A 25,857-nucleotide genomic window follows, 5' to 3' on the forward strand; every position below is an offset into this window, starting at 1 on the left:
GAGCGGCCGGGATGGCCGGCTCCGGCGCGGCGGGAACGGACGGGTCGGTCACTTCAGGTCACTCGCCTTGATGTAACCCGAGTCGACCAGCTCCGCCTGGTAGTTGGACTTGTCGACGCTGACGGGGTTGAGCAGGTACGCCGGAACGACCTTGACCTCGTTGTTGTAGGTCTTGTCGTCGTTGATCTCGGGCTTGCGGTCGTTCAGCAGCGCGTCCGCCATCTGCACGGCCTGCTCGGCGAGCGCCCGGGTGTCCTTGTAGACGGTCATCGTCTGCTGGCCCGCGATGATCGACTTCACCGAGGCGACCTCGGCGTCCTGCCCGGTGACGATCGGGTACGGCTGCGCGGCCGTCCCGTACCCGTCGGACTTGAGGGAGGACAGGATGCCGATGGAGATCCCGTCGTACGGCGAGAGGACCGCGTCGACCTTCTCCTTGCCGTACGCCCGGGTCAGCAGGTCGTCCATGCGCTTCTGCGCGGTGCCGCCGTCCCAGCGCAGGGTGGTGACCTGGTCCAGCTTGGTCTGACCGCTCCTGACCTTGATCTGGCCCTTGTCGATGTACGGCTTGAGGGTCTTCCAGGCGCCGTCGAAGAAGTAGCGGGTGTTGTTGTCGTCCGGGGAGCCGGCGAACAGCTCGACGTTGAAGGGGCCCTTCTTGCCCTCCTTCAGCCCGAGCTTGTCGATGATGTACGTGGCCTGGAGGACGCCGACCTTCTCGTTGTCGAACGACGCGTAGTAGTCGACGTTCTTGGTGCCCAGGATCAGCCGGTCGTAGGAGATGACCTTGATGTTCTTGTCGGCGGCCTGCTGGAGCACATCGCTGAGGGCCCGGCCGTCGATGGCCGCGACCACCAGCACGTTCACACCCGTGGTGATCATGTTCTCGATCTGGGAGACCTGCTGGGCGACGTTGTCCTCGCCGTACTGCAAGTTCGTCTTGTAACCGAGCTTCTTGAACTGGGCCTCGATGTTGCTCCCGTCGGCGATCCAGCGCTCGGACGACTTGGTCGGCATCGCGATGCCGACGGTGGAGGTCCCGCTCTCCTTGGCGTTGCTCTTGCTGCCGCCCTCGCTGTTCTGCCCGCAGGCGGCGAGGGAGAGAACCAGTGATACGGCGGTGACGGCGAGTGCGGCTCGGCGTGTACGCATGGGGTCATCAATCCTTGTCAGTGGGTCACGGGGAAGCGGCTGAGCGTGCCCGGCAGCCGGGAACCGAGCGGCGACATCCCGCCGTCGGCGCCGTGGCGCTGGAGCAGATCGAGGACCAGCCGCCCGCGGCGGACCCGTTCGCGGGCGCTGCTGAGGGCGGTCTCGCGGAGCTGGGCACCGTACGGGTAGATGCCGGGGGACTTCGACAGGCCGAACTTGAGGTAGAGCGGCGCGCCACGCCGGATCAGCTCGGCCGCCTCGTACATGCGGACATAGCCGCCGAGGTCGTCGGGGGCCTCGATGTAGAGGTCCATGGGGGCGCTGCTGGCCCGGCGGATCTCGGTGAAGTGGGTGAGGGTGAGGTCCGAGGGGATGTTGATCGAGTCGGCCCCGAGGCGCTCGTACACCGCGTACGACGCCGGGTTGACCGGGCCGATCAGCGCCGAGAGCTTGAAGGTCGTGTCGGCCGGAAGCACACCCTGCTCACGCAGTTGGTGCAGCGTCCACAGTACGCCCTCGTCGGCGACGAGCAGGCACTTCACCCCGAGCTCGGTGGCGCGCACCGCGTCCTCGACACAGCCGGCCAGCGCGTCGTGGCCACGGGCGCGCAGCCCCGCGCCGCCGGAGTCGGTCCGCACGGAGGCGCCGTGGTCCCAGGTGCCGCGCGGCCCGGTGAACAGGCACAGCTCGATGTCGCGGGAGGCGCAGCCGTCGACCATCTCGGTGATGTCGGCGTCGGAGAGCATCCAGACGCCACTGCCCTGGCTGATGCGGTGGACCGGCACATCGAGCCTGGCGGATTCCTTGAGGACCTCGGCGAGGCACTCGGGGCCCTCCACGGAGGGGACTTCGGTACGCCACGTGCCACCGTCGGGGAACGTGTGCGGGGAGGCGTCGGCCGGGTCGAGCGCGGGTGCGGCGAGGCCGAGCGTGGCGAGCGCCTGCTCGCCGGGGCGGCGGGGGGCGGGGGCTGATGCGTCGGTCACGAACGTGTCCTTCGGTTCGGTACGGGATGGACGGTGGTACGGGGATACGGCGGCGGGGGCGCGGTCAGGGGCGCAGCAGCACCTTCCCGGTCCTGGGGTCGCCCCCGCCCACCAGGGCCACGGCCTCCCCGAACCGCTCCAGCGGGAATTCGTGGGTGATCAGGCGGCCCGGGGCGAGCACCCCCGAGGTGAAGGCCCGCACGGCGAAGGCCCAGGCGGCGGACGGCGCCCCGAACACGCTGCGCACCGTCAGCTGGTTCAGGGTCAGCAGCGCCGGGTCGAGACCGGTGGCGCCCGGCGCGAACATTCCGGTCAGCATCACCTGGCCGCCGCGCCGCGCCAGTCGGCACGCGGCGGCGGCGGTGGACGGCGCCCCGGCCGTCTCCACGACGAGGTCGAACCGCCCGTGCAGCTCCTTGGCCTCCTCGGGGGTGGCCGCCCCGGTGGCCCCGAACTCCCGCGCGAGCACGGTCCGTTCGGCCCTCGGGTCGATCACCGCCAGCTCGGCGGGGGAGGTGGCGGCGAGCAGCTGCACGGCGAGCAGCCCGAGCGTACCGCCGCCCACCACCGCGACCCGGTCGCCCGGCTCGGGACGGCAGGCCCGCACGGCGCCGGCCACCACGGCGGCGGGCTCCAGCAGGGCCGCCGCCCGCAGATCGGCGTCGTCCGCCAGAAGGTGCAACAGCCTTACGGGGGCCACGACATGGTCGGCGAAGGCGCCGGGGACGGTGAAACCCGTCTCCTCGTACCCACCGCCGCACAGCGAGGTGTCACCGGCCCGGCAGCGGGCGCAGGTGCCGCAGGCGCGGAACCCCTCGGCGACGGTCCGGCGGCCGATCAGCTCCTCGCCGACGCCCGCGCCCACCGCCTCCACGGTCCCCGCCCACTCGTGCCCCGGTGTCACCGGGTAGCGCACATAGGCCGGGTCGCGGTGGCCGTCGTACACCTCGCGGTCGCTCATGCAGATCCCGGCGGCGGCGACCCGTACCCGTACCTCGCCGGGCCCGGGTACGGGCACCTCGCCGGTCACCAGCCGGTGCGTACCGGGGGAGTCGACGACGACGGAGCGGCTGCCGCTCACCGGCCTGCCTTCGGGGCGCGCTTCTCCCAGCCCTCGGCCCACAGGTCGAACCGGGCCTTCTGCTGCGGGAACTCGGCCGCGGCCTCGGCATTGAACTCGACGCCCAGACCCGGCGCGTACGAGATCTCGAAGCAGCCCGTCTCCGGGTCGACCTGGGGGGCGCCGGTGACGACCTTCTTGATCTCCGCGTCCGCGAAGTCGTTGAAGTGCTCAAGGATCTTGAAGTTCGGCGTACAGAAGGCCACTTGGAGACTGGCGGCGGTCAGTACCGAACCGCCCACGTTGTGCGGGGCGACCAGGGTGTAGTGGGTCTCGGCGGTCGCGGCCAGCTTCCGGGTCTCCAGGATGCCGCCGATGTGGCCGACATCCGGCTGGATGATGTCGGCGGCCTGCGACTCGAACAGCTCGCGGAACTCGATCCGGTCATGGATCCGTTCCCCGGTCGCCACCGGCAGGTCGACCTTCTCGGCGACCTTGGCGAGCGCCTTGAGGTTCTCCGGCGGCACCGGCTCCTCCAGCCAGGCCGGGGCGTACGGGGCCATCTCGCGGGCCAGCCGGATCGCCGTCGACGGGCTGAACCGGCCGTGCATCTCCAGCATCAGCTCGGAGTCGGGGCCGATCGCGTCGCGCACCGCCTCGATCAGCGCCACCGCGTCGTTGCTCGCCTGCCGGTCCAGCTCGAAGTGGCCGGTCCCGAACGGGTCGATCTTCAGGGCCCGGTAGCCGCGCGCCATCACGGCCTCGGCCGCCTTGTGGTACGCCTCGGGGGTGCGCTCGGTGGTGTACCAGCCGTTGGCGTACGCCTTGACCCGGTCGGTCACCTTACCGCCGAGCAGCTGCCACACCGGCACGCCCAGGGCCTTGCCCTTGATGTCCCAGCAGGCCATCTCGATGACCGCGATGCCCGACATGACGATCTCGCCGGCGCGGCCGTAGTCGCCGTACTTCATCCGCCGGACCAGGTCCTCGATGGCGAACGGGTCCGAGCCCTGGATGTGGTTGGCCTCCGCTTCGCGCAGATAGCCGATCAGCGCGTCGGTCCTCCCGAGCATCCGTGTCTCGCCCACTCCGGTGAGGCCCTCATCGGTGTGGACCAGGACGTAGGTGAGGTTACGCCAGGGCGTACCGACGACGTGTGTGGTGATTCCCGTAATGCGCAAGGCAGCTTCCTCAGGGGTGTGTTCGGTATTTCGGCACACGTTCGAAATCGTGGCGTGACGTTATTCAGGCACTCCGAGGGGTGTCAATGGGTAGCGCGCCAGTTAGTCTGTGTTCGTCATATCGGCCGATGGTCGAAGTACCGAACGTGAGGGGTGGGTGGTCGGTCGTGGGACGGCTGGTCCCCGCGGTGACGCGGGCCCTGGACATACTCGAACTGTTCCTGGAGGGCGACGGCACGCTCTCCGCGCCCGATGTCATTCGCAGACTCCAGCTGCCGCGCACCACCGTGCACGAACTGCTCACCACGCTCTCGGCCCGCTCGTATCTGGCGCCCGTGCCCGGCCAGCCCGGCCGTTACCGGCTCGGCGTGCGCTCCTACCAGCTCGGCAGCCGGTACGCGGAACAGCTCGACCTGGCCGCCGAGGGCCGTCAGGTCGCCCGCGAGATCGCCGAGACCTGCGACGAGACCGTCCATGTCGCGATCCTGGAGGACACCGACGTCATCTACATCGCGAAGATGGACTCCACCCACGCGGTCCGGATGGTCTCCGCGGCCGGGCGCAGACTGCCCGCCCACTGCACCTCGGTCGGCAAGATGCTGCTCGCCTCGCTGCCCGAACCCGACCTCGAAGCCCGCATCGCCACGCACGCGTTCATCGCGATGACCCCCGACAGCATCACCGACCCCGTGCAGCTGCGCAGGGAGCTGGCGGGCATCAGGGAGCGCGGCTTCGCCGCCGAGCACCGCGAGTCCAACCCCGACGTGAGCTGTGTGGCCGCGCCGGTACGGGACCGGGTGGGCCGGGTCGTCGCGGCGCTGTCCATCTCCGTACCGATGATCCGGTGGAGCGACGAGCGCGAGGAGGAGCTGGCCCGGCTGGCCCTGAAGGGCGCCGCCGCGCTCTCCGCGCGCCTCGGCCACCGGGGCAGGCGCTGAGCAGCCCCGCCCGTCCGACCGGCTCCGAACAGCCCCTAGGCTGGTACGTACGGGTGGCGCCCCCGGTACGGCCAGGCCCCGCCCGCCCGTACGGACCGATCCCGGGAGCACCGCAGCACATGGCACGACGCACCGTCCGCACCGGCCGGACCCGCACCCCCGCCGCCGCGCCCTGCCCGTGCGGGCTGCCCGCCGCGTACGGCGTCTGCTGCGGGCGCTTCCACACGGGCGCGGCCACCGCCCCCAGCGCCGAGCTGCTGATGCGCTCCCGCTACAGCGCCTTCGCCGTCCTCGACGCGCCGTACCTGCTGCGCACCTGGGACCCGGCGACCCGCCCGGCGGAGCTGGATCTCGACCCGGCAACGCGCTGGACGGGGCTGGAGATCCTGGACACCACCGACGGCAGCGCCTTCCACACCTCCGGTACGGTCACCTTCCGCGCCCGCTTCCGGCAGGACGGCGAGGACGGCGCCCTGTGCGAGCGCAGCCGCTTCGCGCGCCACGAGGGCGCCTGGGTCTATGTGGACGGCACCTTCTAGGACCCCGACGCGACCGTGGCGCCGGCCGACAGATCGTGGGCCAGGTCCTCGGCCAGCAGCCGCTTCGCGATGGCGTCGACCGCGCGCCGCAGCTCGGCGCCGCTGGGCCGCCCCCGGTCGGCGTCCAGCCGCTCGTTGAGCCAGTGCCCCCAGGCCCGGGTGATCAGGGCGGCCTCGCGCCTGCCCGCCTCCGTGTGCGAGAGCAGATTCCCGGTCCTGCTGAGATAGCCCTCGTCGACCATCCGGTCGAAGACCGGCAGCAGTACCTCGGGCGGCACCCGGTGGCGCCCGGCGATCAGCCCCAGGCTCGCGTGGCCGACCATCCGGGTGAACAGCTCGACCTGCATCACGGCCCAGGCCCCGGCGAGGTCCAGCCGGGTGTCGGCGGAGAGCATGATCCCGCGCGCGGTGCCGGGACCGGCCGATCGCAGGATCTTCGCGATCGACAACTCCAGCAGCCGGGCCGAGTCGCCGGAGCCGGGCGAGGCGAACCCCTCGCCCATGTCGGTGGAGCCGGCCCGCGCCGAGTCGCGCAGCTTCACCTGCTTCAGGAAGAGCGCCACCACGAATCCGAGGAGCGCCACCGGCACGGTCCACAGGAAGACCGTGTGGAGCGAGTCCGCGTACGCCTGGATCACCGGCCCGGCCTGCGCGCCGGGCAGCCTGTGCAGCCCCTCCGGGTTCTGTGCCGCCTTCGACACCAGCGCCGGATCGGTGCCGGGGCCGCCCGCCCGTACCGCCTCGGCGATACCGGTGTTCAGGTTCGGCTTGAGGGAGTTGGCGTAGATCGTCCCGAAGACCGCCGTCCCGAACGCGCTGCCCAGCGTACGGAAGAAGGTGACCCCGGACGTGGCCGTACCGAGATCGGCGTACTCCACGGTGTTCTGCACGGCGATCGTCAGCACCTGCATACAGAGCCCGATGCCCACCCCCAGCACCAGCATCGCCCCGGACTCCCGCCAGACCCCCGAGTCCGGGCCCATCCGGGAGAGCAGATAGAGCCCGCCCGCCATGACCAGCGAGCCGATGATCGGGAACATCCGGTAGGCGCCCGTCCTGCTGACCACATTGCCGCTGAAGACCGAGGCGGCCAGCAGCCCGAACACCATCGGCAGCGTACGGACGCCCGAGACGACCGCGGAGTCGCCGTCCACGTACTGGAGGTACGTCGGCAGGAACGTCATCGCGCCGAGCATCGCGAACCCCACGATGAAGCTCAGCACCGAGCAGACCCCGAACACCGGATTGCGGAACAGCCGCATCGGCAGCATCGGTTCGGCGGCGCGCGTCTCCACCAGGCAGAACAGCGCGAGCGCGACGACCCCGCCCGCGAACAGCCCCAGGATGACGGGCGAGCCCCACGCGTACTGGTTGCCGCCCCAACTCGTCGCCAGGATCAGCGCGCTCGCCCCCAGCGCGACCAGCGCGATCCCCGGATAGTCGATGACGGGACGCGTCCCCGATGTGACGGACGGGATGGTACGGGCCGCCGCGACGACCACGGCGATGGCGATGGGCACATTGACGTAGAAGCACCAGCGCCAGCTCAGATTGTCGGTGAAGACCCCGCCGAGCAGCGGACCGATCACCGTGGCGACCCCGAACACCGCGCCGATCGCGCCCTGGTACTTGCCCCGCTCGCGCAGCGGGATGACATCCGCGATCAGCGCCATGGCGGTGACCATCAGCCCGCCCGCGCCGATGCCCTGGAGCGCGCGCCAGGCGATCAGCAGCGTCATATCGGTCGCCAGACCGCACAGGAACGAGCCGGTGATGAAGATGACCGCCGAGACCTGGAAGATCAGCTTCCGGCCGAAGAGATCGCCGAACTTGCCGACCAGTACGGTCGCGACGGTCTCGGCGAGCAGATACGCCGTGACCACCCAGGACATATGGGCGGCGCCGCCCAGATCCGAGACGATCGTCGGCAGCGCGGTGCCGACGATCGTCTGGTCGAGAGCCGCCAGCAGCATGCCGAGCATGATCGTGGCGAAGACGATGTTCCGCTGCCGCCGGTCGAGCACGGGAGGCGCGGAGGCCGCGGCGGCGGGCCTGGTCCCGCTGGCAGTTGTCACCCCTGTACGGTCACACCACGCGCCGTCCGGCGCATGCGGGGTCGTCCGGACCGGTGAACCCGCGCCCCGCCGGGTTTAACCACCGTCCGCCGGCCGTGCCGTGAGCACCTCCGCCAGGTCGTACCGCACCGGCTCCTCCAATTGGCCGTACGTACAGCTCGCGGGCGTCCGGTCGGGCCGCCAGCGGCGGAACTGGGTGGTGTGCCGGAACCGGGTGCCCTCCATATGGTCGTACCCCACCTCGCACACCCGCTCCGGCCGCAACGCCAGCCACGACAGGTCCTTCGTCCCCGACCAGCGGCTCGGCGCCCCCGGCAGCCGGGCGCTCCCGTGCGCGGACTCCTCGGCCCACGCCGCCCACGGATGGCCCTGCGCCGACTCCATGCGCAGTGGTGCCAGCTCCTCCACCAGCTCCGCGCGGCGCCGCATGGAGAACGCGGCGCAGACCCCGACATGCTGGAGGACGCCCCCGGTGTCGTACAGGCCGAGGAGCAGCGAGCCCACCACGGGTCCGCTCTTGTGGAAGCGGTACCCGGCGACGACCACGTCCGCCGTCCGCTCGTGCTTGATCTTGTACATCGCCCGGGTGTCCGGCCGGTACGGCAGATCGAGCGGCTTGGCCACCACCCCGTCGAGCCCGGCGCCCTCGTAGTGCTCGAACCACTCGCGCGCCACCCCGATATCGGTGGTGGCGGGCGCGAGGTACACCGAGGGACCGACGGAGCCGAGCGCCCGCTCCAGGGCGCCGCGGCGCTCCGACTGCGCGACGCCGAGCAGCGAGTCGTCGCCGAGCGCCAGCAGATCGAAGGCGACGAAGCTCGCCGGGGTCCGGTCCGCGAGCGTGTCCACCCGGGACTTCGCCGGATGGATGCGCTCGCTGAGCAGCTCGAAGTCCAGCCGGTCCGTGTGGACGATCACGATCTCGCCGTCCAGCACACAGCGCTCAGGCAACTCGGCGCGGAAGGCCGTGACCAGCTCGGGGAAGTAGCGGGTGAGCGGCTTGCCGGTCCTGCTGCCGATCACCACCTCGTCGCCGTCCCGGTGGACGATCGCCCGGAAACCGTCCCACTTGGCCTCGTACTGCATCCCCGGCGGGATACGGGCCACGGACTTGGCGAGCATGGGTTTCACGGGGGGCATCACCGGCAGGTCCATACATCCGATTGTGCTGGCCACCGGGCGGGATCGCCCGATATGCGCGATCGGTCGATGCGCCCGCTCGATACATGCCCGCTCGATACGCTTCGCTCGATATGCGCCCGCCGTCCGTCCGGCCTACCGTGGCGCCATGGGCGCAGGAGCGGCGGTGGAGCTGAACGCGGGCGGCAGGGCCGTACGGCTGTCCAGTCCGGACAAGGTCTACTTTCCCGAGCGCGGCTTTACCAAGCTGGACGTCGCGCGCTACTTCCTCGCCGTCGCGCCGGGCATCACCCGCGCGCTGCGCGACCGGCCGACCACCCTCCAGCGCTTCCCCGAGGGCGTCGAGGGCGAGTCCTTCTTCCAGAAACGCGCGCCGAAGAACCTGCCCGACTGGATCCCCACCGCCCGGATCGACTTTCCCAGCGGCCGGTCCGCCGACGAGCTCTGCCCCACCGAGCCCGCCGCCGTGCTCTGGGCGGTCAACCTCGGCTGTCTCACCTTCCACCCCTGGCCGGTACGGCGAGGGCGCACCGACCACCCCGACGAACTCCGGATCGATCTGGACCCGCAGCCCGGCACGGACTTCCACGACGCGGTCAGGGCCGCCCACGAACTCCACGCGTTCCTGGCGGAACAAGGGCTGCGCGGCTGGCCCAAGACCTCCGGCGGCCGGGGGCTCCATGTGTTCGTACCGATCGAACCGCGCTGGACCTTCACCGAGGTACGCCGCTGCGCCATCGCCGTCGGGCACGAGCTGGAGCGGCGGCTGCCCGGCCGGGTGACCACCAAGTGGTGGAAGGAGGAGCGCGGCGAGCGGATCTTCGTCGACTACAACCAGACCGCCCGCGACCGCACCATCGCCTGCGCCTACTCGGTACGCCCGCACCCGCACGCCCCCGTCTCCGCGCCGCTGCGCTGGACGGAGCTGGACGAGGTCGAGCCGCGCGACTTCGACCTGGTGACGATGCCGGTGCGCTACGCCGAACTGGGCGATGTGCACGCGGACATGGAGGACGAGGTGTTCGGCCTGGAGGGGCTGCTGGAGCTGGCCGACCGGTTCGAGCGCGACCACGGGCTGGGGGACATGCCGTATCCGCCGGACTATCCGAAGATGCCGGGGGAGCCGAAGCGCGTACAGCCGAGCAGGGCCCGGCCCGAGGAGTAGCGCGCGCCTCCCCGGGCCGGGCCCAACTGCCGTACTTTCACGGTTTTTTGCCGGATCTCCTTACGGGCACGGCCAGTTGGCCGCCGTACGGCTACAGCTCCTTGACGCGGATGTCGCGGTAGGAGATGACGTCCGTCGCCCCGTGGACCTGGAGCCCGACATAGCCCCTGGCGTACCGCCTGCCGTCCGTGCCCGGGTCGCCCGCGCGCGCCGGGTGGAAGGTCTGGCCGCCGACGTTGTCGAACTCATTGATCAGGACACCGTTGCGCAGGACCGAGTAGTGCTGGCCCTCCACCCGGATCTCGTAGTCGTTCCAGCTGCCCTTGGGGGTGACCCCGGCGCCGCCCAGGCCCACCCGGTCGAAGCCGTAGACCGAGCCGGTCTTGTAGAGATCGCCGTCCGGCCGGTCGAGGATCTGGATCTCGTGGCCGTAGTTGATGGCGACCCACTCGGGCCGGGGCTCCAGTGGGTTTCCGTGGACGTTCGGGAAGCGGACGAAGACACCGCCGTTGGCGTTGCCGGCGCCCGGGGCGTCGTCGCGGAACTGGAGCCGGAGCGAGAAGTCGCCGTACGCGCGCTGCGGGAACCACAGCATGCCCATGCCGTCGACCGTGGCGCTGCTGGTGAGGGCGCCGTCCCCGGAGAGTTCGAACCGGCCCCCGCCGACATGCTCCCACCGGTCGAGCGACTCGACGGTGCCGTCGAAGAGGTCGCGATAGCCCTCGGTCTGGCCCGGGGCGCCGATCCTCGACCGCTCGGCGGCCCGCAGGATCAGGCCGAACTCGCGGTCGTCGATGACGTTGTCGTACCGCAGTGTGTCGAGGACGCTGTCGACGTGTTTGAGGAAGAGGGCCTGCGAGGTCCACTCCTTCTCGTCCTCGATCAGCTCGTTGATCGTGCACCGGTTACGGGTGACCCGGTTGGGCACCCCGGTGTCGACCGTGCCCACGATGACCGTCAACCGCTCGTCGAACTCAGGGCAGTTGGGTGCCGGGACCCCGCCGCTCCGGGCGATCGTGAACGACACCTCCTTGGCCTGCGCGGTGTTGCCCGCCCGGTCGGTCGCCCGGTAGGAGAGCGTGTGATGGCCGACGCGGTCGACGACGACGGGGGCGGTGTACGCGAGATACGGGCCGCCGTCGAGGGAGTACTCGATCCGGTCCACACCGGACTGGGGGTCGGTCGCCGTGAGGGTCACCCTGGCGCTGGTGAGGAACGCGCCGTTGGAGTTCTTGTCCCCGGTCACCGTCGCCCCGGTCACCGGCGGGGTGGTGTCCACGACCGGCGGCGCCACCACGGTGAACGACACCGACTTCACGGCCGACACGTTGCCCGCCCGGTCGGCCGCGCGGTAGCGCACGGTGTGCGCGCCGAGCGTGTGGACCATCACCGGGCCGGTGTACGGCTGCCAGGCCCCGGCCGCGCCGAGCGCGTACTCGATGGTGTTGACGCCCGAGCCGGTGTCCGAGGCGGTGACGGTGACCGTCGCCGTCGACAGATAGCCGCCCCCGCTGTCCCGCTCGCCGCTCACCGTCGCCGAGGTCTCCGGCGGCGTGGTGTCATCGGTCGGCGGGGCCACCACCGTGAAGGACACCGACTTCTCGGGCGCGGTGTTGCCCGCCCGGTCGGTGGCCCGGTAGCGGACCGTATGGCCGCCGACCCGGTCGATCACCACCGGGGCGGTGTACGGCTGCCACGGCCCGTCCGCGCCGAGCGCGTACTCGGTCGTCGCCACGCCGGAACCGCTGTCGGACGCCGTCACGGTGACCGTCGCGGATCCGATGTACGCGCCGTCCGCGTCGCGCTGGCCCGTCACCTCGGCGCCGGTCCCGGGGGCGGTGGTGTCGTCGCCGCCGTCCGGTTCGGTCACCGTGAGCACCCCGCTCATCTGCCCGTGGCCGGGGATGGCGCAGTGATAGCGGTAGGTGCCGGGGGTCAGATCGACCTCGACGGTGTACTTCCCGCCGTTGTCGTCACCGGGGTTGGCGAGGATGTTCAGCTGGACATCGCTGTTGTGCGCGGGGTCGGACACCTCGAAGGTCAGGGTGTGCGGCATCCCGAGGGTGTTGCCGGTGGCCGCGCTGTTCTCGAAGACGATCGTGGCCGGACCGGCCACCGCCGTGGCCGGGAAGGCGAGATAGCGGTCGATGGCGTTGCCCGCCGTCCAGGTCAGCACCTGCGCGGCGGCCCGGCTGTCCACGGTACGGACGGAACGGGCGTCGTCGGCATGTGCGCCGCCCGCCTGCCCGTACGCCGCCGTCGAGGTCGGCCCCAGCAGCAGCACCAGCGCGCCCAGCAGGGCCGTCCACAGCCGCGGGGCCGGACGCGTTCTCCTTGGCCGGATCATCAACTCGCCCTCCTTACCAGGTCCTTGGCGGCCGGGGTCGGTGCGCCGCCCTGGTAGGTCACACGCCACAGCGCGGACTGCGCGTCGGAGTTGAAGAAGCCGCGCCCGTAGTCGAGGACGTAGAGCGAGCCGTCCGGGGCGAACTTCCAGTCCATCAGATTGCGGATACCGCCCGCGCCGATCGGGATGATCTTCTTCAGCGACTCGGCGTGGGTCGGCAGACCGCCGCTCGCCATGGTCCTGGGGTCGGTCAGCACCGCGTGGCGCGGGTTGTCGGCGTCGTAGAAGTCACCCACGAACCACTTGCCGTCCCAGTACCGCGGCCAGCGTTCCGTGCCGCCGCCGCGCGGGTCGTACCGGTAGACGGGACCGTCCATGGCGGCCTGGCCGCCGCCCTTGAGCCACGGCAGCAGATAGGTCGCCTCGCTCGCCCGGTAGCTGGGCACCCCGTTCGCGTCGCGCGGGTAGTCCGGGGCGCCGCCCTGCGGGGAGTACCAGATGTTGCTGCCGGTGACGGGCGGCAGATTCACCAGACCGTCGTTGTGAGGTGACTCGTTCTTCGGCGCGGCGCAGTCGTACCAGCCCAGCGGCTTGGCCGGATCGGGCAGATTGCGGTCCCGGTAGGGCTGGTTGTTGCCCATGCAGTACGGCCAGCCGTAGTTGCCGGGCTTTGTGATCACGGAGAACGACTCGTACTTCGCCGGGCCCCAGGTCGTGGACGGCGCGCTCGCGTCGGGGCCGACCCAGGCCGCGTGGAGGACGTCGGTCTTCCGGTCGATGGAGATCCGCGACGGGTTGCGCACCCCCATCACATAGATCTCGCCACGGGTCTTCCCGCCGCCCTCGGCCTGCTCCCGGCCGGTGAACAGATTTCCCTCGGGCAGGGTGGCCGTACCGTCGGGCTCCGGGTGGATCCGCAGGATCTTCCCGTTGAGGTTGTTGGTGTTCCCGGCGGTACGGCGCGCGTCCGCGAAGGACACGCCCTTGTACGTGGGGACCGGGTTGTTGCCCGAGTAACCGTCGCTGAAACCGGACGAGTTGGTGTCGCCGGTCGCGATATAGAGGTTGCCCTTCGAGTCGAAGGCCATCCCGCCGCCGGCGTGGCAACAACTGTGCACCTGTACCGGCCACTTCAGCAGGACCTTCTCGGAGGCGAGGTCCAGCTTGCCGGTCGCCGGGGTGAGGGTGAAGCGGGAGACGCGCCGCTCGGCGATCCGTCGGTCGCGGTCGAGTCCCGCGTGCGGTGTGTAGTGCAGGTACAGCCAGCCGTTGGTCTCGAAGGCGGGGTCCAGCTCGATCCCGAGGAGCCCCTCCTCGACCTTGACCAGCTCGCCGCCGCCGCCCTTGTTGCCGAACACCGTCAGCGCGCCCGCGAGGGTCACCTGCCGGGTCGCCGGGTCGTAGACATGGATCTGCCCGAGCCCCTTGCCGATCTCCGGGTCGTTCCAGTCGGTCACCACGGGGGCACCGCCGGCGCCCCCGCCCCGGCCGATGTACAGCACCCGTCCGCCGGGCGCGGTCGCCAGGCCGTGCGGCTCGCCGATCTGGTCCTGCCGACCCGGCTGGTTGGGCTGGGTGACGCGCTCCGCACGGTAGTTGGCGTCGATCGTCGCCTTGCAGTCGGCGGCGGAGATCCGGCTGGTCCACTGGAGGGCGCCGCGCAGATGGTCGCGGAAGTCGGTCTCGGAGTACGCGTCCGCCGTACCGCCCATCGCGGTGTAGAAGGACCGGCCGCCGTCGTAGTCACGGCACCAGGAGACCGGGTGGTCCGCGCCATGGGCACCGGTGCCGGGGCGGTAGGTGTTCTCCCTGACCCGGGCCACGGTGTGCACCGTACCGCTGGGGTTGTTGGCCCAGTTGAACCACCGGTCGGGCCGCTTCCACTCCAGCGGGAGGTTCTTCGTGGCCGGATGGATACGGTCGCCGACCTCCACGGTCGCGCGCTGCACACCGGACGCCGCGCCGGTGGGCCGGGCCCCGATCAGCCCGGTGAACCAGGTGGAGTACGGCTCCGTACGGGCCGCCTCATGGATGCCGAGGAAGCCGCCACCGGCCTTCACATAGGCTTCCAGCCCCGCTTCCTGCTCGGGGTCGAGGACATCGCCGCCGCCCGTGAGGAAGACGACCGTGTGGTACGAGCCGAGCCGGTCGGTGTCGGTGAAGACGGCGCCGTCGTCGGTGGCCTCGGTCTTGAACCGCCCGGCGGCGGGCCCGGTCAGGCCGATGGACTCGATGGCCTCGATCCCGGCGTTGACGACCGGGGACTCCTCGGTGGCGGACGCGTGGAAGACCAGGACCTTGACGTTCTCGCCGCCCGGTGGGGAAGGGAGCGACAGTGTGGTGGGCGCCCGTTCCGGGGCCGGCCGGGCCTCGGCGGCGCCGCCGAGCAGGGACGCGGTCAGAGCGCCGGCCAGCAGGACCGCGGCCGTCGGTCGTCGAGTGCTGAATCGTTCGGTGCCGAATCGTCCGGGGCTGGATTTTCTGGACCTGTGGTGTGGTGCGCGCTGCACGTGTTCACTCACCCCTCGTGGGTCACAGCGAAGCGGGTAACACTCGGTCAAAGCGACAGCGCCTGAAGCTAGACCTCTTCTGCCGGTTCGCCAAGGGCTACGACCGCAATTCCACCAACTTTGTCCTGAGTGTGGATAAACGAAGGGTCCTCGTCTACCGTGTGGCGTCTGCGGGGACTTCTGTGCCCCATCAACCTCCTTACGGCAGCGGGGAGTTCATCGTGCCCATGAACAGAAGGAGCTTCAGCCGACGACTACTGGCGGGCGGTGCCGCCGCCGCGACCGGGGCGGCCTCGTTGTCCGCCGTCACCGCCTCCGCCCCGGTGGCCGTCGCCGCCAACACCCCGCCCAGAACCGCACCGGCGGGCGGCCGGGTACGCCGGATCAGCCTCTACGCCGAGACACTGCCGAACGGGCGGATGGGGTACGGATTCGAGCGCGGCGCGGCGACCGTACCCGGCCCGATGATCGAGCTGAACGAGGGCGACACCCTCCACATCGACTTCGAGAACACGACGGACGTGCCGGTCAGCCTCCATGTCCACGGGGTCGACTACGACATCGCCAACGACGGCACCCGGATGAGCGGCAGCCATGTCGAGCCGGGCGCCACCCGCACGTACACCTGGCGCACCCATGTCCCGGGACCGCGCGCGGACGGCACCTGGCAGGCGGGCAGCGCCGGGTACTGGCATTACCACGACCATGTCGTCGGTACGGATCACGGCACGGGCGGCATCCGCAAGGGCCTCTACGGGCCCGTGGTGGTCCGCAGGAAGGGCGACATCCTGCCGGACAAGCAGTTCACCATCGTCTTCAACGACATGACGATCAACAACAGACCCGCCGCCGATCCCCCCGACTTCGAGGCGACCGTGGGCGACCGCGTCGAGATCGTCATGATCACGCACGGCGAGTTCTACCACACGTTCCACATCCACGGTCACCGCTGGGCGGACAACAGAACGGGCCTGCTCACCGGCGCCGACGACCCCAGCCGGGTGATCGACAACAAGATCACCGGCCCCGCCGACTCCTTCGGCTTCCAGATCATCGCGGGCGAGCGCGTCGGCGCGGGCGCCTGGATGTACCACTGCCATGTCCAGAGCCACTCCGACATGGGCATGGCCGGTCTGCTGCTGGTCGCCCGGCCGGACGGCACGGTCCCGGGCTACGAGCCGCACCACCCGGACCACCGGGGCACGCGGTGATCCGGTCGGCGGAGGAGACCCGGAAGGAAGGCGGTCGGGCGCGGTGGGGGGAGCCGGCCGGGACGGCGGTCTTCACCGACCCGGCGGGTGCCGCGTTCTCGGGCTGGCGGCCCGGGGAGAAGACGGCCTCGACGTCGTCAACGAGCCGGGCGGCTTCTGCCGGGGCGAGCTGTACACACCGGACGAGGGCCTGTCCTACCACTTCCACGGCTCGGTCTTCGGCGGGGAGGCGCTCACACGCCGATGGCGGACGGCAGCGGTACGTACCGGATGGTCAACCCGGCCGGACAGGGGCCGGAGGAGATGTTCGCCGGATTCGTCCCGCTCTCCAGCGACTGGGCCGAGGCCGGTGACATGCCGCACCGGCCGCTCTGCTTCACCGTCACGGAATGCGACGCTACAGTGAACCCGGGTGCGTGAGCTGGGCGGCGAGGTCCGGACGGAGCCGACGGGCATCGAGGGGATCGGCCGGTTCGCCCAAGGTCCGCGACCTGTACGGAGCGGGGTTCGCGCTGATGCGGGCAGTGGCCGGGGCGGGCTGACCGCCGGGCGGGGCAGGGCCGTTGACGGATCGTCAAGCGACTGTTTATCGGGGTGGGGCACGCTGTCCGGCATGCCGATCAACATCACCACCAGCACCATGGCGTCCGACCGCACACGGCCCGCCCGGACAGCCGCCGGCCGCGCGGGGAACGACGGCCAGGAGAGCGAACTCTCCTGGCAGGAAAGCGCGTTGTGCGCCCAGACCGGACCCGAGTTCTTCTTCCCGGCCCCCGGCTCCTCCACCCGGGAGGCCAAGCGGCTCTGCGGCGCCTGCGAGGGCCGAGTCGCCTGCCTCCAGTACGCGCTCGCCCACGACGAGCGGTTCGGCGTCTGGGGCGGACTCTCCGAGCGGGAACGCCAGAAGCTGCGGCGCTCGGCCAACTGAGCTTACGGACAGGGGACTTACCCGCGCGGGATCCGGAAGGTCTCCCCGTACATCCGCCAGGTCAGCGGCGGATCGAGGTCCATGTTGCCGTCGCGCAGGAACATCCGCTGCGCGGTGTCGATCCGTGACGTATCGCGCTGCGCGGGGATGGTCTTCGCCTTGAGCACTGCCCGGCCCCCGTCCAGCAGGGCGTCGAGATACACCTTCTCGTCGCCGCCCGCCGCCCTGGTCCGCGCCTTTTTCATCGCGGCCTGCCGGATGCCGTAGAAACCCCGCGCGTCGAGCCCCGGTCCGTGCAGCACCATCGCGTCGTAGTAGATGAACTGGCCGAGTGTGCCGAGGCCGTCCAGCTTGGCCAGCCGGACGGCCGGATCGAAGTAGAGCCGGTCCCGGGTGCGGTCCTGCGCCTCGCGGAAGTCCGCGGACTTGGCCGCCCGCGCCCAGGCCGCCGGGAAACCGGGGTCCAGGCCCTCGTGCGAGTCGGTGCCGTCGACCTCGCGCAGCGCCGGGAGGTAGGGCGCGAGCGGATTGTCCGGATGGCTCTTGGTGTACGCCTCGACGAGCTGGAGCATGTCGTTCGTACCGGAGCAGAAGCCGATGATCCCGGCCGTGTAGCCGTTTCCGTCGCCGACGTCCTCGATCGTCCCGTACTGGCCGCGCCAGTCGAGTGTGGAGTTCTCCGCGCTGGCGAGGATCCTGGCGGCGATCTCCTTCTTCCGGGGGTCGGCCAGCCCCGGTCCCATCGCCTCGATCCGCTTCTCCGTCTCCTTCCGCTCGTCCGGCGGAAGGGCGGCGAACGGCGGGGGAGTGGCGCTCCCCGCCGGGAGCTCGGGCGGATGGTCGGCGAGCACCCCCGAGCCGCCACTGCCGAAGAGGACAGCGGCGGCGACGACCACGGGAGAGCCGATGAGGAAGAGGCGGGTGGCAGGTTTCACCCGCCACAGCGTACGACGCGAGGCGTACGCCCACCCGGTCCTCTTCCCCGGAGGGGGCTCAGCCGGCGGCGCGGGCCGCCATCCGGGCCTTGCGGGCGGCGAGCTTCTCGTCGAACTTGCTGGCCTCGGCGTTCAACCCGCCCATGTACAGGCCCAGTTCCTCCTGCGCCTTGAGCCCATCGGGGCCGAGGCCGCTGATCTCCATGACCTTGAGGTAGCGCAGCACCGGCTGGAGCACGTCGTCGTGGTGGATCCGCATGTTGTAGACCTCGCCGATGGCCATCTGCGCGGCGGCCCGCTCGAAGCCGGGCATGCCGTGGCCGGGCATCCGGAAGTCCACGACGACATCGCGGACCGACTGCATGGTCAGGTCGGGGGCGATCTCGAAGGCGGCGCCGAGCAGGTTCCGGTAGAAGACCATGTGCAGGTTCTCGTCGGTGGAGATCCGCGCGAGCATCCGGTCGCAGACCGGGTCGCCCGACTGGTGTCCGGTGTTGCGGTGGGAGACCCGGGTCGCCAGCTCCTGGAAGGCGACGTACGCGACGGAGTGCAGCATGGAGTGCCGGTTGTCGGACTCGTAGCCCTCCGCCATGTGCGCCATCCGGAACTGCTCCAGCTTGTCCGGGTCGACGGCGCGCGAGGCGAGCAGGTAGTCGCGCATCACGATGCCGTGCCTGCCCTCCTCGGCGGTCCAGCGGTGCACCCAGGTGCCCCAGGCGCCGTTGCGGCCGAAGAGGGAGGCGATCTCGTGGTGGTAGCTGGGGAGGTTGTCCTCGGTCAGCAGGTTGACCACCAGCGCGATCTTGCCGATCTCGGTGACCTTGGACTGCTCGGGGTCCCATGCCTCGCCGTCCTCGAAGAAGCCGGGGAAGTTGCGGCCGTCCGACCAGGGCACGTACTCGTGCGGCATCCAGTCCTTGGCGACCTTGAGATGGCGGTTGAGTTCCTTTTCCACCACCTCTTCCAGGGCGAACAGCAGACGCGCGTCCGTCCACGCGTCCGAACTGCCGAGGTGGGGAGAGGTGATCGACACGGGTGCTCCTGGGGACGGGAGGTAAACCTACGGGTTCGTAGGTTACGACACCGTAGGTTAAGGGTGCGATAAGCCGAAGGCCAAGCCGGGTTCCGCGAAAGCCTCTTACGCTCTGTTATGTGTGCAGCTCACGCACGCGTACGGAGAGACAGGTCACGCACCCTTCGAGCTTCTCGAACTCGCCGATGTCGACCGGAACCGGCTCGTAGCCGAGCCCGGCGAGCAGCTCCGCCGTCCTCGGGGCGCTTGCCGCGATCAGCAGTTTCCCGCCGCCGAGCAGCACCACATGGCCGCCGGACTCCTCGGGGACGGGCAGGAAGCGAGGGAAGAGCGACGGGGTGTCCACCAGCGGCTCGTACCCGATGACCGTGCCGTCCGGCAGGGCCGTCACCGCGGACTTCAGATGCAGCACCGTGCGCACCGGTACGGCGACGACCCGCGCCCCCAGCGGCTCGAAGGCGGCCCGCAACTGGCGCACCCCCGCCGCGTTGGTCCGGCCGCCCTGGCCGACATAGAGGGTGTCGCCGGTCTTGAGGACATCGCCGCCGTCGAGGGTGCCCGGCTCGCGTACCCGGTTCACCGAGCAGCCGAGCCGGACCAGCTCCTCCTCCACGGCGGCCGTCTCCGGCCGGCGCGAGAGGGCGCCGGGCCGGGATATCAGGGCCACGTTCCGGAACATCACGACGGTGTCCTCGATGAACACCCCGTCCGGGCAGTCGTCGGCGGGTGCCGTCTCGACGGTCTCCCAGCCGTGCGCGCGCAGCGTCGACACGTACCGCTCCCACTGCCGGAGCGCGAGCGCGGGATCCACCGGGGTACGCGCGATATGGGTGACCAGCCCCTCGGCGAGACGCGGGCTCGGACGGCGGACCAGGGCCTTCTGGCTGGGCATGGCGGGACTCTCCGGATCGGCTCAGGGGGCCGGGCGGGTCCGGCCGCGCCCATCATGACGTACCTCCTCCTCGGTGGTGTCGCGCAGTTCCCCGTCGAGCAGCAGCCAGCGGGTGATGCCGAGCGACGCCAGGAACGGCAGGTCGTGGCCGACCACGATCAGCGCGCCCTCGTACGACTCCAGCGCGGCCGCGAGCCGGCGCACGCTCGCCAGGTCCAGGCTGTTCGTCGGCTCGTCCAGCATCAGCAGCCGCGGCGCCGGCTCGGCGAGCAGCAGCGCGGCCAGCGAGGCCCGCAGCCGCTCCCCGCCCGACAGTGTCCCGGCGGGCTGGTCGGCCCGCGCGCCCCGGAAGAGGAAACGCGCCAGCCGCGCCCTGATCACGTTGTCGGTGGCGGCGGGCGCGAAGCGCGCCACATTGCGCGCCACGCTCAGCTCGTCGTCCAGCACATCGAGCCGCTGCGGCAGGAAACGCGTGGGTACGTGGGTCACCGCCTCGCCCGAGACCGGCGCCAGCTCCCCGGCGAGCGTGCGCAGCAGGGTGGTCTTGCCCCCGCCGTTGGGCCCCACGAGCGCGATCCGCTCGGGGCCGTGGATCGCGTACTCGCCCCGGACCTCGGCGCCGTACCGCAGCCGCACCTCGCGCAGGGTGAGCACGGAGCGGCCCGGGTGGACCCTGGTGTGCGGCAGGTCGATCCGCACCTCGTCGTCATCCCGTACGGCCTCCACCGCCTCGTCCAGCCGCTCCTTCGCCTCGGCGAGCTTCTCGGTGTGCAGGATGCGGTGTTTGCCCGCGGACTCCTGGGCGGCCCGCTTGCGGGCGTTCATGACGATCTTGGGCTCGCGCTTGCTGTCCCACATCTTCTGCCCGTACCGCTTGCGCCGGGCCAACACGACCTGGGCATCGGACAGTTCGCGCTTCTGCCGCTGCACGTCGGCCTCCGCGGCCCGCACCAGCCGCTCGGCCGCCTCCTGCTCCTGGGCGAGCGCCTCCTCGTACGCCGAGTAGGTGCCGCCGTACCACCGCACCTCGCCCTCCCGCAGCTCCGCGATCCGGTCGACCCGCTCCAGCAGCTCGCGGTCGTGGCTGGCCACGACCAGCACCCCGGACCAGGAGTCGACCGCCGCGCAGAGCCGCCGCCGCGCGCGCAGATCGAGGTTGTTCGTGGGTTCGTCCAGCAGGAGTACGTCGGGCCGGGCCAGCAGCAGCGCCGCCAGCCGCAGCAGTACGCACTCGCCGCCCGACATCTCCCCGACGCTCCGGTCGAGGTCGAGCCGGCCGAGCCCGAGCTGATCGAGGGCGGCGCGGGCCCGTTCCTCGACGTCCCAGTCGTCGCCGACGGCGGTGAAGTGCCGCTCGTCCGGATCGCCCGCCTCGATGGCGTGCAGGGCGGCCCTGGTCCGGTCGATGCCGAGGGCCTCGTCCACCCGTGGCGCGGTGTCCAGTACCACGCTCTGGGGGAGATATCCGATCTCGCCGATGGTTCCGATCTTCCCGCCGGATGGGGCGAGTTCACCGGCGATCAGCTTCAACAGGGTTGATTTGCCGGATCCGTTGAGACCGATCAGGCCTGTTCGGCCCGGCCCGAAGGCAAGTTGGAAGTCGTCGAACACGGCTGTCCCGTCGGGCCAGGCGAAGGACAGCGCGGTACAGGTGATGTGGGCGGGGGAGGCGGACATACGGATCTCCGGTCGCTGCGAGGAACACGGGGGCAGGGCAACGGATGGAGACACCGCGGTACGGAAGGGATCCCGAAGGGGAGGGTCCCGGTCGGCGGGAGGACGGCGCTGAACGGCCGAGGTCACACACGGACGGACAGCCGGGAGGAAACCAGGGCTGTACGACGCGGTGTCTCAGGACCTCAGAAGCGCAACGTCCTTCTCCGATCAACGACAACAGGACGGAGTCCATCGTACGGAGGCGGCGCGGCGGGCGCCATGTGTTTTCACGAGGGCGCCACGTGTGTCGACAGTGGGCGTCACGTGTTTTACGGCGGGCGCGCGGGCCCGGCGGTTCAGCAGGCGTCGCGCAGCAGCTCCGCCAGATCGTGGTCCAGGTCCAGATAGAGATGCTCCCGGCCGTCCGGGACGAGCCCCTGGGCGCGCTCCAGGAACTGCCGCAGCTCCGAGGTGCGCAGATGCACCATCGCGGTGCCCTCGGGGGCGTGGAACTCCAGGACCGTACGCCCGTAACCGAAGGGGCGGACCCGCACATCGCCGACCCCGACCGGCTCCGTCATCCCGGTGGCCAGCAGCTCGCGGGAGAACTCCCAGGTCACCTCGGTGCCCTCCAGCGTCGCCGGGGGCGGGAAGGCCATCCGTACGGCGAACGGATCCGCCCGGTCGTAGAAGAGCGTCGCGGGAACGGTCTCCATCCGGGGTGTGGACGAGACCAGTCGGGCCTGGACGGCCTGTTCGATGACGGGTGACATGTCCTGCTCCCCTTCTGTCGCGCGTGGTCGAGGCGTCGCCCGGACCGGGGACGGACCGGTCCGCTGTCCGCTCTCCTACAGGGAAAGACGGTGGACGGACCCAATACGTGCGCCAAACCGGGAGTGAGCTGCGTCACCGTACGGCGGAATCCCGCACTCCGGGACCCTCGGAGCCGACGGGTTCCTACGCCGGGCCGGGCAGCATCTGGCGGTACGGTGCCAGCTCGGGCGCGGTCGTCGTCGCGACGAACTCGGTGATCCGGTACGCGCAGACCCCGCCGGTCACGAACGGATCGGCCGCCACCAGCCGCTCGACCGCCTCCCGGTCCTCCCCGACCGCCAGGATCACCCCGCCGTCGCGCGGGTTCTTGCGGCCGGAGGCGAGGAAGACGCCGGAGTCGTAGCCCGCACGCATCCAGGTGAGATGCGCGTCCAGCAGGGCGTCGACGCGCTCAAGGGGCTCGGTGTAGGTCAATTCCAGTACGAACATGATCGCCAGCGTAGCCCTGGAGCCCTAACATCGCGGTCACTATGAAAGACATCGCGGTCATCATGAAAGAGATCGAAACGCCCGTGGACGAGGCGGCGGCCCGCGCCGTCCAGGACGAGCTGCGCGGCCGGGTCGTACGCGACGAACCCGGACCGCTCCCCGGTACGGGACGGGTCACCGGGGTGGACGTGGCGTACGACGACGAGCGGGATGTCGTGGCCGCCGCCGCCGTCGTGCTCGACGCGGCCACCCTCGCGGTGGTCGAGGAGGCCACCGCCGTCGGCCGGGTCACCTTCCCGTACATCCCCGGGCTGCTGGCCTTCCGGGAGATCCCGACGGTCCTGGCCGCCCTCGCGTCCCTCACCTCGGACCCGGGGCTGGTCGTCTGCGACGGCTACGGGCTGGCGCATCCGCGCCGCTTCGGGCTCGCCGCGCATCTGGGGGTGCTGACCGGGCTACCGGTGATCGGCGTCGCGAAGAACCCGTTCACCTTCTCGTACGAGCAACCGGGCCCGCTGCGGGGTGACTTCTCGCCGCTGCTCGCCGACGATGGCGAGGAGGTCGGCCGCGCGCTGCGCACCCGGCCCGGGGTCAAGCCGGTGTTCGTCTCGGTCGGCCACCGCGTCGATCTGGAGACGGCCTGCGGCCACACACTGCGGCTGGCCCCCGACTACCGGCTCCCCGAGTCCACCCGGCGGGCGGATTCGCTCTGCCGCCGGGCGCTGCGCGAGGCGACCCGGTGACCGGGAGTGTTCAGGAGCGGGTGGCGTAGTTCCCGAAACCGGCCCAGTCGACGACGACACAGGGTGCGTCGCCGATCACCCAGGCGTCATGTCCGGGCGCGACGCCGATGAAGTCGCCGGGCCCCGCCTCGCTGGACTCGCCGTCGTCCATGACGATCTTCATCCGGCCGCTGATCACATAGCCGGCGTGGGCGGCCTGGCAACTGTCGGTCCCGGCAAGGGGTTTGACATGCTGGGACCAGCGCCAGCCCGGTTCGAAGACCGCCCGGCCCACCGGGCCGTCGTCGGTTTCGATGATGTCGACCCGGCCTTTGCCGGCCTCGAACGGGCGGGTCTCATCCGGGGAGTCGAAGTTCTCGCACACGAGTTTGTGCATGAGCCGAGTCATGATCAACCGCCTCCGGGCGGGAGCGTACGCGTACCCCGAGTTCTTCCTTCAGCGTACGCCGTGATGAACGGGTGTACGGATATCCGGGCCGGTGCCCGACCGGCAAGCTGTGCTCATGACAAGCAATCGCGCCCTGTCCGGCACCGGCCCCCTCCCGCTCCGCTCCCGGCTCCGCCGGATGTCCGTCGTCCTGCTGTCGGCCACCGTCGTCGGGGTGATCCGGCTCGGCTCGATGGTCATCACCATCGCCGACCGGCCGACCGGTCCGTAGCCCCCACGGACCCTTCCCCGCGTTCCGCGCGGACGCGTTCTACACGGACGCCGGGACCTCGCGGGTATCGGCGATCCGGAAGGATGTCCCCGCCGCCCGCAACCGCACCAGCAGGGCGTCACCCATCGCGACCGCGGTGGTGACCTGGCCCGCGACCTCCGGCAACCCCGGGTCGAAGGCGAGACAGAGCGCCGACTCGGCCAGCATCCGTGCCGACTCGTCGTAGCCGGGATCGCCGCCCGAGACCTCCGTGAACACCCGGCGCCCGCCGCCCGTGCCGACCAGGCGCACCGAGAACCAGCTCGCCCGCCGGCGCTCGGCGCTGGGCCCCGAGCCCGACTCGTACCGTCCGAACAGCCAGCGCCTGGCCGCCGGGAGCTGCGCCAGCGCCAGCCCGGCTCCCGCGGCGGCGGGGGCGGCCAGGGCGACCGGCAGGGTCCTGACGGAGGCGAAGTGCCGGTAGCGGAAGTCGGGGCCGTAGCGCGGCAGCGCCGCCGCCGAGCGCGCCACGATCCGCGGGTCCGGCGCGGGCAGGGGCAGCGCCCAGGTGCCGGTCTCCCGGCTGAAGTGCGGCGCGCCGAAGGGCGCCCGTGTCCGGCGGCCGATCGCCCTCGGCTCGTACAGCCGGCGCTCGCGCGCGGCCCGGGTCAGCTGCCGTCCCCGGCTCGCGGCGGTCAGGGCGGAGGCGACCGTCCCGGCGGAGGCGAGGGCGCTGGTGCGGACGAAGCCGTCCACCCGCAGCGGTACGTCCTCGGGGAGCTGCCGGACGGTGAGATGGACGCCGAGATCGGCGGGGACGGAGTCGAAGCCGCAGGCGTGCACCAGCCGGGCGCCCGTCTCCCGGGCGCGGACATCGTGCCGGAGATACATCCGGTCCATGAACTCGGCCTCACCACACAGATCGGCGTAGTCCGTCCCCGCCTCCGCGCAGGCCGCGACCAGCCCTTCGCCGTACCAGAGGTACGGTCCGACGGTGGACGCGATCACCCGCGCCGAGCGCGCGAGCGCCCGCAGCGAGTCGGGGTCCCCCGCGTCCGCGTGGAGCACGGGCAGCACGGCGCAGCGCGGGTCGATCGCGGTGAGCCGCTCCCGCAGCAGCTCCAGCCGCTCGTGATCGCGGCCCGCGACGGCCCAGCGGCAGTCCTCCGGGGCATGGGCCGCCAGATACTCCGCGACGAGCGCTCCGGCGAAGCCTGTCGCCCCGAAGAGCACGATGTCGTACGGGCGTTCAGTATCGCTGTTCCTGGTCATGGACCCCTCCGCCGTTGTCACCCGGTCTCGCGCGCCGAGGCTAACGCGCGCGAGCCCCGGGGCGCCGCGCACCCCGCCGTACGGCGTAGGCTCGACAGGACTGAGCGCTTGCTCGGCGCGGCGGTGGGAAGGGTTGTGCCGGGCGGAACGCGTTCTCCGCATCACCGCTGTCACCTCAGTGGTGCCGACATCG

General features: G+C 71.0%; 24 protein-coding genes. 8 read left to right on the forward strand and 16 right to left on the reverse strand.

All coding sequences use genetic code 11. The features are described from left to right. Window positions 1–48: 48 nt before the first annotated feature. The 4 genes from chvE to ACIP8W_RS05270 all read right to left on the reverse strand — a co-directional run bounded on the left by chvE (window position 49) and on the right by ACIP8W_RS05270 (window position 4,379). Window positions 49–1,152 (reverse strand): multiple monosaccharide ABC transporter substrate-binding protein, encoded by a 1,104-nt coding sequence (chvE, locus tag ACIP8W_RS05255; protein ID WP_401953246.1) that lies wholly within the window; start codon window positions 1,150–1,152, stop codon window positions 49–51. A 17-nt stretch (window positions 1,153–1,169) separates the two neighbouring features. Then, window positions 1,170–2,138 (reverse strand): hypothetical protein, encoded by a 969-nt coding sequence (locus ACIP8W_RS05260; protein WP_401953249.1) that lies wholly within the window; start codon window positions 2,136–2,138, stop codon window positions 1,170–1,172. A 64-nt stretch (window positions 2,139–2,202) separates the two neighbouring features. Next, window positions 2,203–3,219: a zinc-binding dehydrogenase gene (locus ACIP8W_RS05265; protein ID WP_402201992.1), complete on the reverse strand. Its 1,017-nt coding sequence runs from the start codon at window positions 3,217–3,219 to the stop codon at window positions 2,203–2,205. Further along, window positions 3,216–4,379: a mandelate racemase/muconate lactonizing enzyme family protein gene (locus ACIP8W_RS05270; RefSeq protein ID WP_402201994.1), complete on the reverse strand. Its 1,164-nt coding sequence runs from the start codon at window positions 4,377–4,379 to the stop codon at window positions 3,216–3,218. Before ACIP8W_RS05270 ends, ACIP8W_RS05265 begins: the two co-directional genes overlap by 4 nt. A 167-nt stretch (window positions 4,380–4,546) precedes the next feature. On the opposite strand from ACIP8W_RS05270, the gene ACIP8W_RS05275 reads away from it, so the two are divergent. Together ACIP8W_RS05275 and ACIP8W_RS05280 are read left to right on the forward strand one after the other, a co-directional pair. Further along, on the forward strand, window positions 4,547–5,317 hold the full coding sequence (locus ACIP8W_RS05275; protein ID WP_401953258.1) for an IclR family transcriptional regulator: 771 nt from the start codon (window positions 4,547–4,549) through the stop codon (window positions 5,315–5,317). Window positions 5,318–5,436: 119 nt separating this feature from the next. Beyond that, window positions 5,437–5,856 (forward strand): YchJ family protein, encoded by a 420-nt coding sequence (locus tag ACIP8W_RS05280; RefSeq protein WP_401953261.1) that lies wholly within the window; start codon window positions 5,437–5,439, stop codon window positions 5,854–5,856. Here the strand turns inward: ACIP8W_RS05280 and ACIP8W_RS05285 are convergent. Both ACIP8W_RS05285 and ACIP8W_RS05290 read right to left on the reverse strand, forming a co-directional pair. After that, window positions 5,853–7,931 carry an MDR family MFS transporter gene (locus ACIP8W_RS05285; RefSeq protein ID WP_402201996.1) on the reverse strand — a complete coding sequence of 693 codons (2,079 nt, stop codon included), beginning with the start codon at window positions 7,929–7,931 and terminating at the stop codon, window positions 5,853–5,855. The two genes, ACIP8W_RS05280 and ACIP8W_RS05285, sit on opposite strands and share 4 nt — an antisense overlap. A gap of 75 nt (window positions 7,932–8,006) precedes the next feature. After that, window positions 8,007–9,086, reverse strand: a complete 1,080-nt coding sequence (locus ACIP8W_RS05290; protein WP_402201997.1) for an ATP-dependent DNA ligase — start codon at window positions 9,084–9,086, stop codon at window positions 8,007–8,009. A gap of 133 nt (window positions 9,087–9,219) precedes the next feature. On the opposite strand from ACIP8W_RS05290, the gene ligD reads away from it, so the two are divergent. Beyond that, window positions 9,220–10,236 (forward strand): non-homologous end-joining DNA ligase, encoded by a 1,017-nt coding sequence (gene ligD / locus ACIP8W_RS05295; RefSeq protein ID WP_402201999.1) that lies wholly within the window; start codon window positions 9,220–9,222, stop codon window positions 10,234–10,236. Between the two features lie 91 nt (window positions 10,237–10,327). On the opposite strand, the gene ACIP8W_RS05300 is transcribed toward ligD, so the two are convergent. Both ACIP8W_RS05300 and ACIP8W_RS05305 read right to left on the reverse strand, forming a co-directional pair. After that, window positions 10,328–12,583 carry an OmpL47-type beta-barrel domain-containing protein gene (locus ACIP8W_RS05300; protein WP_402202001.1) on the reverse strand — a complete coding sequence of 752 codons (2,256 nt, stop codon included), beginning with the start codon at window positions 12,581–12,583 and terminating at the stop codon, window positions 10,328–10,330. Beyond that, complete coding sequence (locus tag ACIP8W_RS05305) at window positions 12,583–15,093, reverse strand: ThuA domain-containing protein (protein WP_402202047.1); 2,511 nt, start codon at window positions 15,091–15,093, stop codon at window positions 12,583–12,585. The genes ACIP8W_RS05300 and ACIP8W_RS05305 overlap by 1 nt, the downstream gene beginning before the upstream one ends. Window positions 15,094–15,320: 227 nt before the next feature. On the opposite strand from ACIP8W_RS05305, the gene ACIP8W_RS05310 reads away from it, so the two are divergent. The 3 genes from ACIP8W_RS05310 (at window position 15,321) to ACIP8W_RS05320 (ending at window position 17,232) form a co-directional block, all read left to right on the forward strand. Then, window positions 15,321–16,304: a multicopper oxidase domain-containing protein gene (locus ACIP8W_RS05310; RefSeq protein WP_402154070.1), complete on the forward strand. Its 984-nt coding sequence runs from the start codon at window positions 15,321–15,323 to the stop codon at window positions 16,302–16,304. A gap of 243 nt (window positions 16,305–16,547) precedes the next feature. Continuing rightward, complete coding sequence (locus ACIP8W_RS05315) at window positions 16,548–16,724, forward strand: hypothetical protein (protein ID WP_402154066.1); 177 nt, start codon at window positions 16,548–16,550, stop codon at window positions 16,722–16,724. A gap of 220 nt (window positions 16,725–16,944) precedes the next feature. After that, the gene (locus ACIP8W_RS05320) at window positions 16,945–17,232 is read left to right on the forward strand and encodes a WhiB family transcriptional regulator (protein ID WP_401953540.1); all 288 of its coding nucleotides are present in this window, start codon (window positions 16,945–16,947) and stop codon (window positions 17,230–17,232) included. A gap of 17 nt (window positions 17,233–17,249) precedes the next feature. On the opposite strand, the gene ACIP8W_RS05325 is transcribed toward ACIP8W_RS05320, so the two are convergent. The 6 genes from ACIP8W_RS05325 to ACIP8W_RS05350 all read right to left on the reverse strand — a co-directional run bounded on the left by ACIP8W_RS05325 (window position 17,250) and on the right by ACIP8W_RS05350 (window position 23,011). Next, window positions 17,250–18,167 (reverse strand): chitosanase, encoded by a 918-nt coding sequence (locus ACIP8W_RS05325; RefSeq protein WP_402154068.1) that lies wholly within the window; start codon window positions 18,165–18,167, stop codon window positions 17,250–17,252. A 58-nt stretch (window positions 18,168–18,225) separates the two neighbouring features. Beyond that, entirely contained in the window at window positions 18,226–19,200 is a 975-nt protein-coding gene (locus ACIP8W_RS05330) for an acyl-ACP desaturase (protein WP_401953283.1), read from the reverse strand. A gap of 115 nt (window positions 19,201–19,315) precedes the next feature. After that, entirely contained in the window at window positions 19,316–20,092 is a 777-nt protein-coding gene (gene ddaH / locus ACIP8W_RS05335) for a dimethylargininase (protein WP_401953286.1), read from the reverse strand. A 21-nt stretch (window positions 20,093–20,113) separates the two neighbouring features. After that, window positions 20,114–21,769 (reverse strand): ABC-F family ATP-binding cassette domain-containing protein, encoded by a 1,656-nt coding sequence (locus ACIP8W_RS05340; protein ID WP_401953288.1) that lies wholly within the window; start codon window positions 21,767–21,769, stop codon window positions 20,114–20,116. 335 nt (window positions 21,770–22,104) lie between these two features. Beyond that, on the reverse strand, window positions 22,105–22,521 hold the full coding sequence (locus tag ACIP8W_RS05345) for an SsgA family sporulation/cell division regulator (RefSeq protein WP_401953291.1): 417 nt from the start codon (window positions 22,519–22,521) through the stop codon (window positions 22,105–22,107). A 184-nt stretch (window positions 22,522–22,705) separates the two neighbouring features. Then, window positions 22,706–23,011: a YciI family protein gene (locus ACIP8W_RS05350; protein ID WP_402202004.1), complete on the reverse strand. Its 306-nt coding sequence runs from the start codon at window positions 23,009–23,011 to the stop codon at window positions 22,706–22,708. A gap of 62 nt (window positions 23,012–23,073) precedes the next feature. Between ACIP8W_RS05350 and ACIP8W_RS05355 the strand changes: the two genes are divergently transcribed. Next, the gene (locus ACIP8W_RS05355) at window positions 23,074–23,754 is read left to right on the forward strand and encodes an endonuclease V (RefSeq protein ID WP_401953295.1); all 681 of its coding nucleotides are present in this window, start codon (window positions 23,074–23,076) and stop codon (window positions 23,752–23,754) included. 10 nt (window positions 23,755–23,764) lie between these two features. Here the strand turns inward: ACIP8W_RS05355 and ACIP8W_RS05360 are convergent, their stop codons facing one another. Next, a complete protein-coding gene (locus tag ACIP8W_RS05360) occupies window positions 23,765–24,130 on the reverse strand; it encodes a cupin domain-containing protein (RefSeq protein WP_401953298.1) in 366 nt (121 codons plus the stop codon). Window positions 24,131–24,257: 127 nt separating this feature from the next. Here ACIP8W_RS05360 and ACIP8W_RS05365 point away from each other — a divergent pair, with 127 nt between their 5' ends. Continuing rightward, on the forward strand, window positions 24,258–24,413 hold the full coding sequence (locus ACIP8W_RS05365; protein WP_401953301.1) for a hypothetical protein: 156 nt from the start codon (window positions 24,258–24,260) through the stop codon (window positions 24,411–24,413). A gap of 39 nt (window positions 24,414–24,452) precedes the next feature. Here the strand turns inward: ACIP8W_RS05365 and ACIP8W_RS05370 are convergent, their stop codons facing one another. Next, window positions 24,453–25,664 (reverse strand): saccharopine dehydrogenase family protein, encoded by a 1,212-nt coding sequence (locus ACIP8W_RS05370; RefSeq protein WP_401953304.1) that lies wholly within the window; start codon window positions 25,662–25,664, stop codon window positions 24,453–24,455. Window positions 25,665–25,857: the final 193 nt, after the last annotated feature.

Source organism: Streptomyces sp. NPDC088554 (assembly GCF_044752945.1).
Lineage (GTDB): Bacteria > Actinomycetota > Actinomycetes > Streptomycetales > Streptomycetaceae > Streptomyces.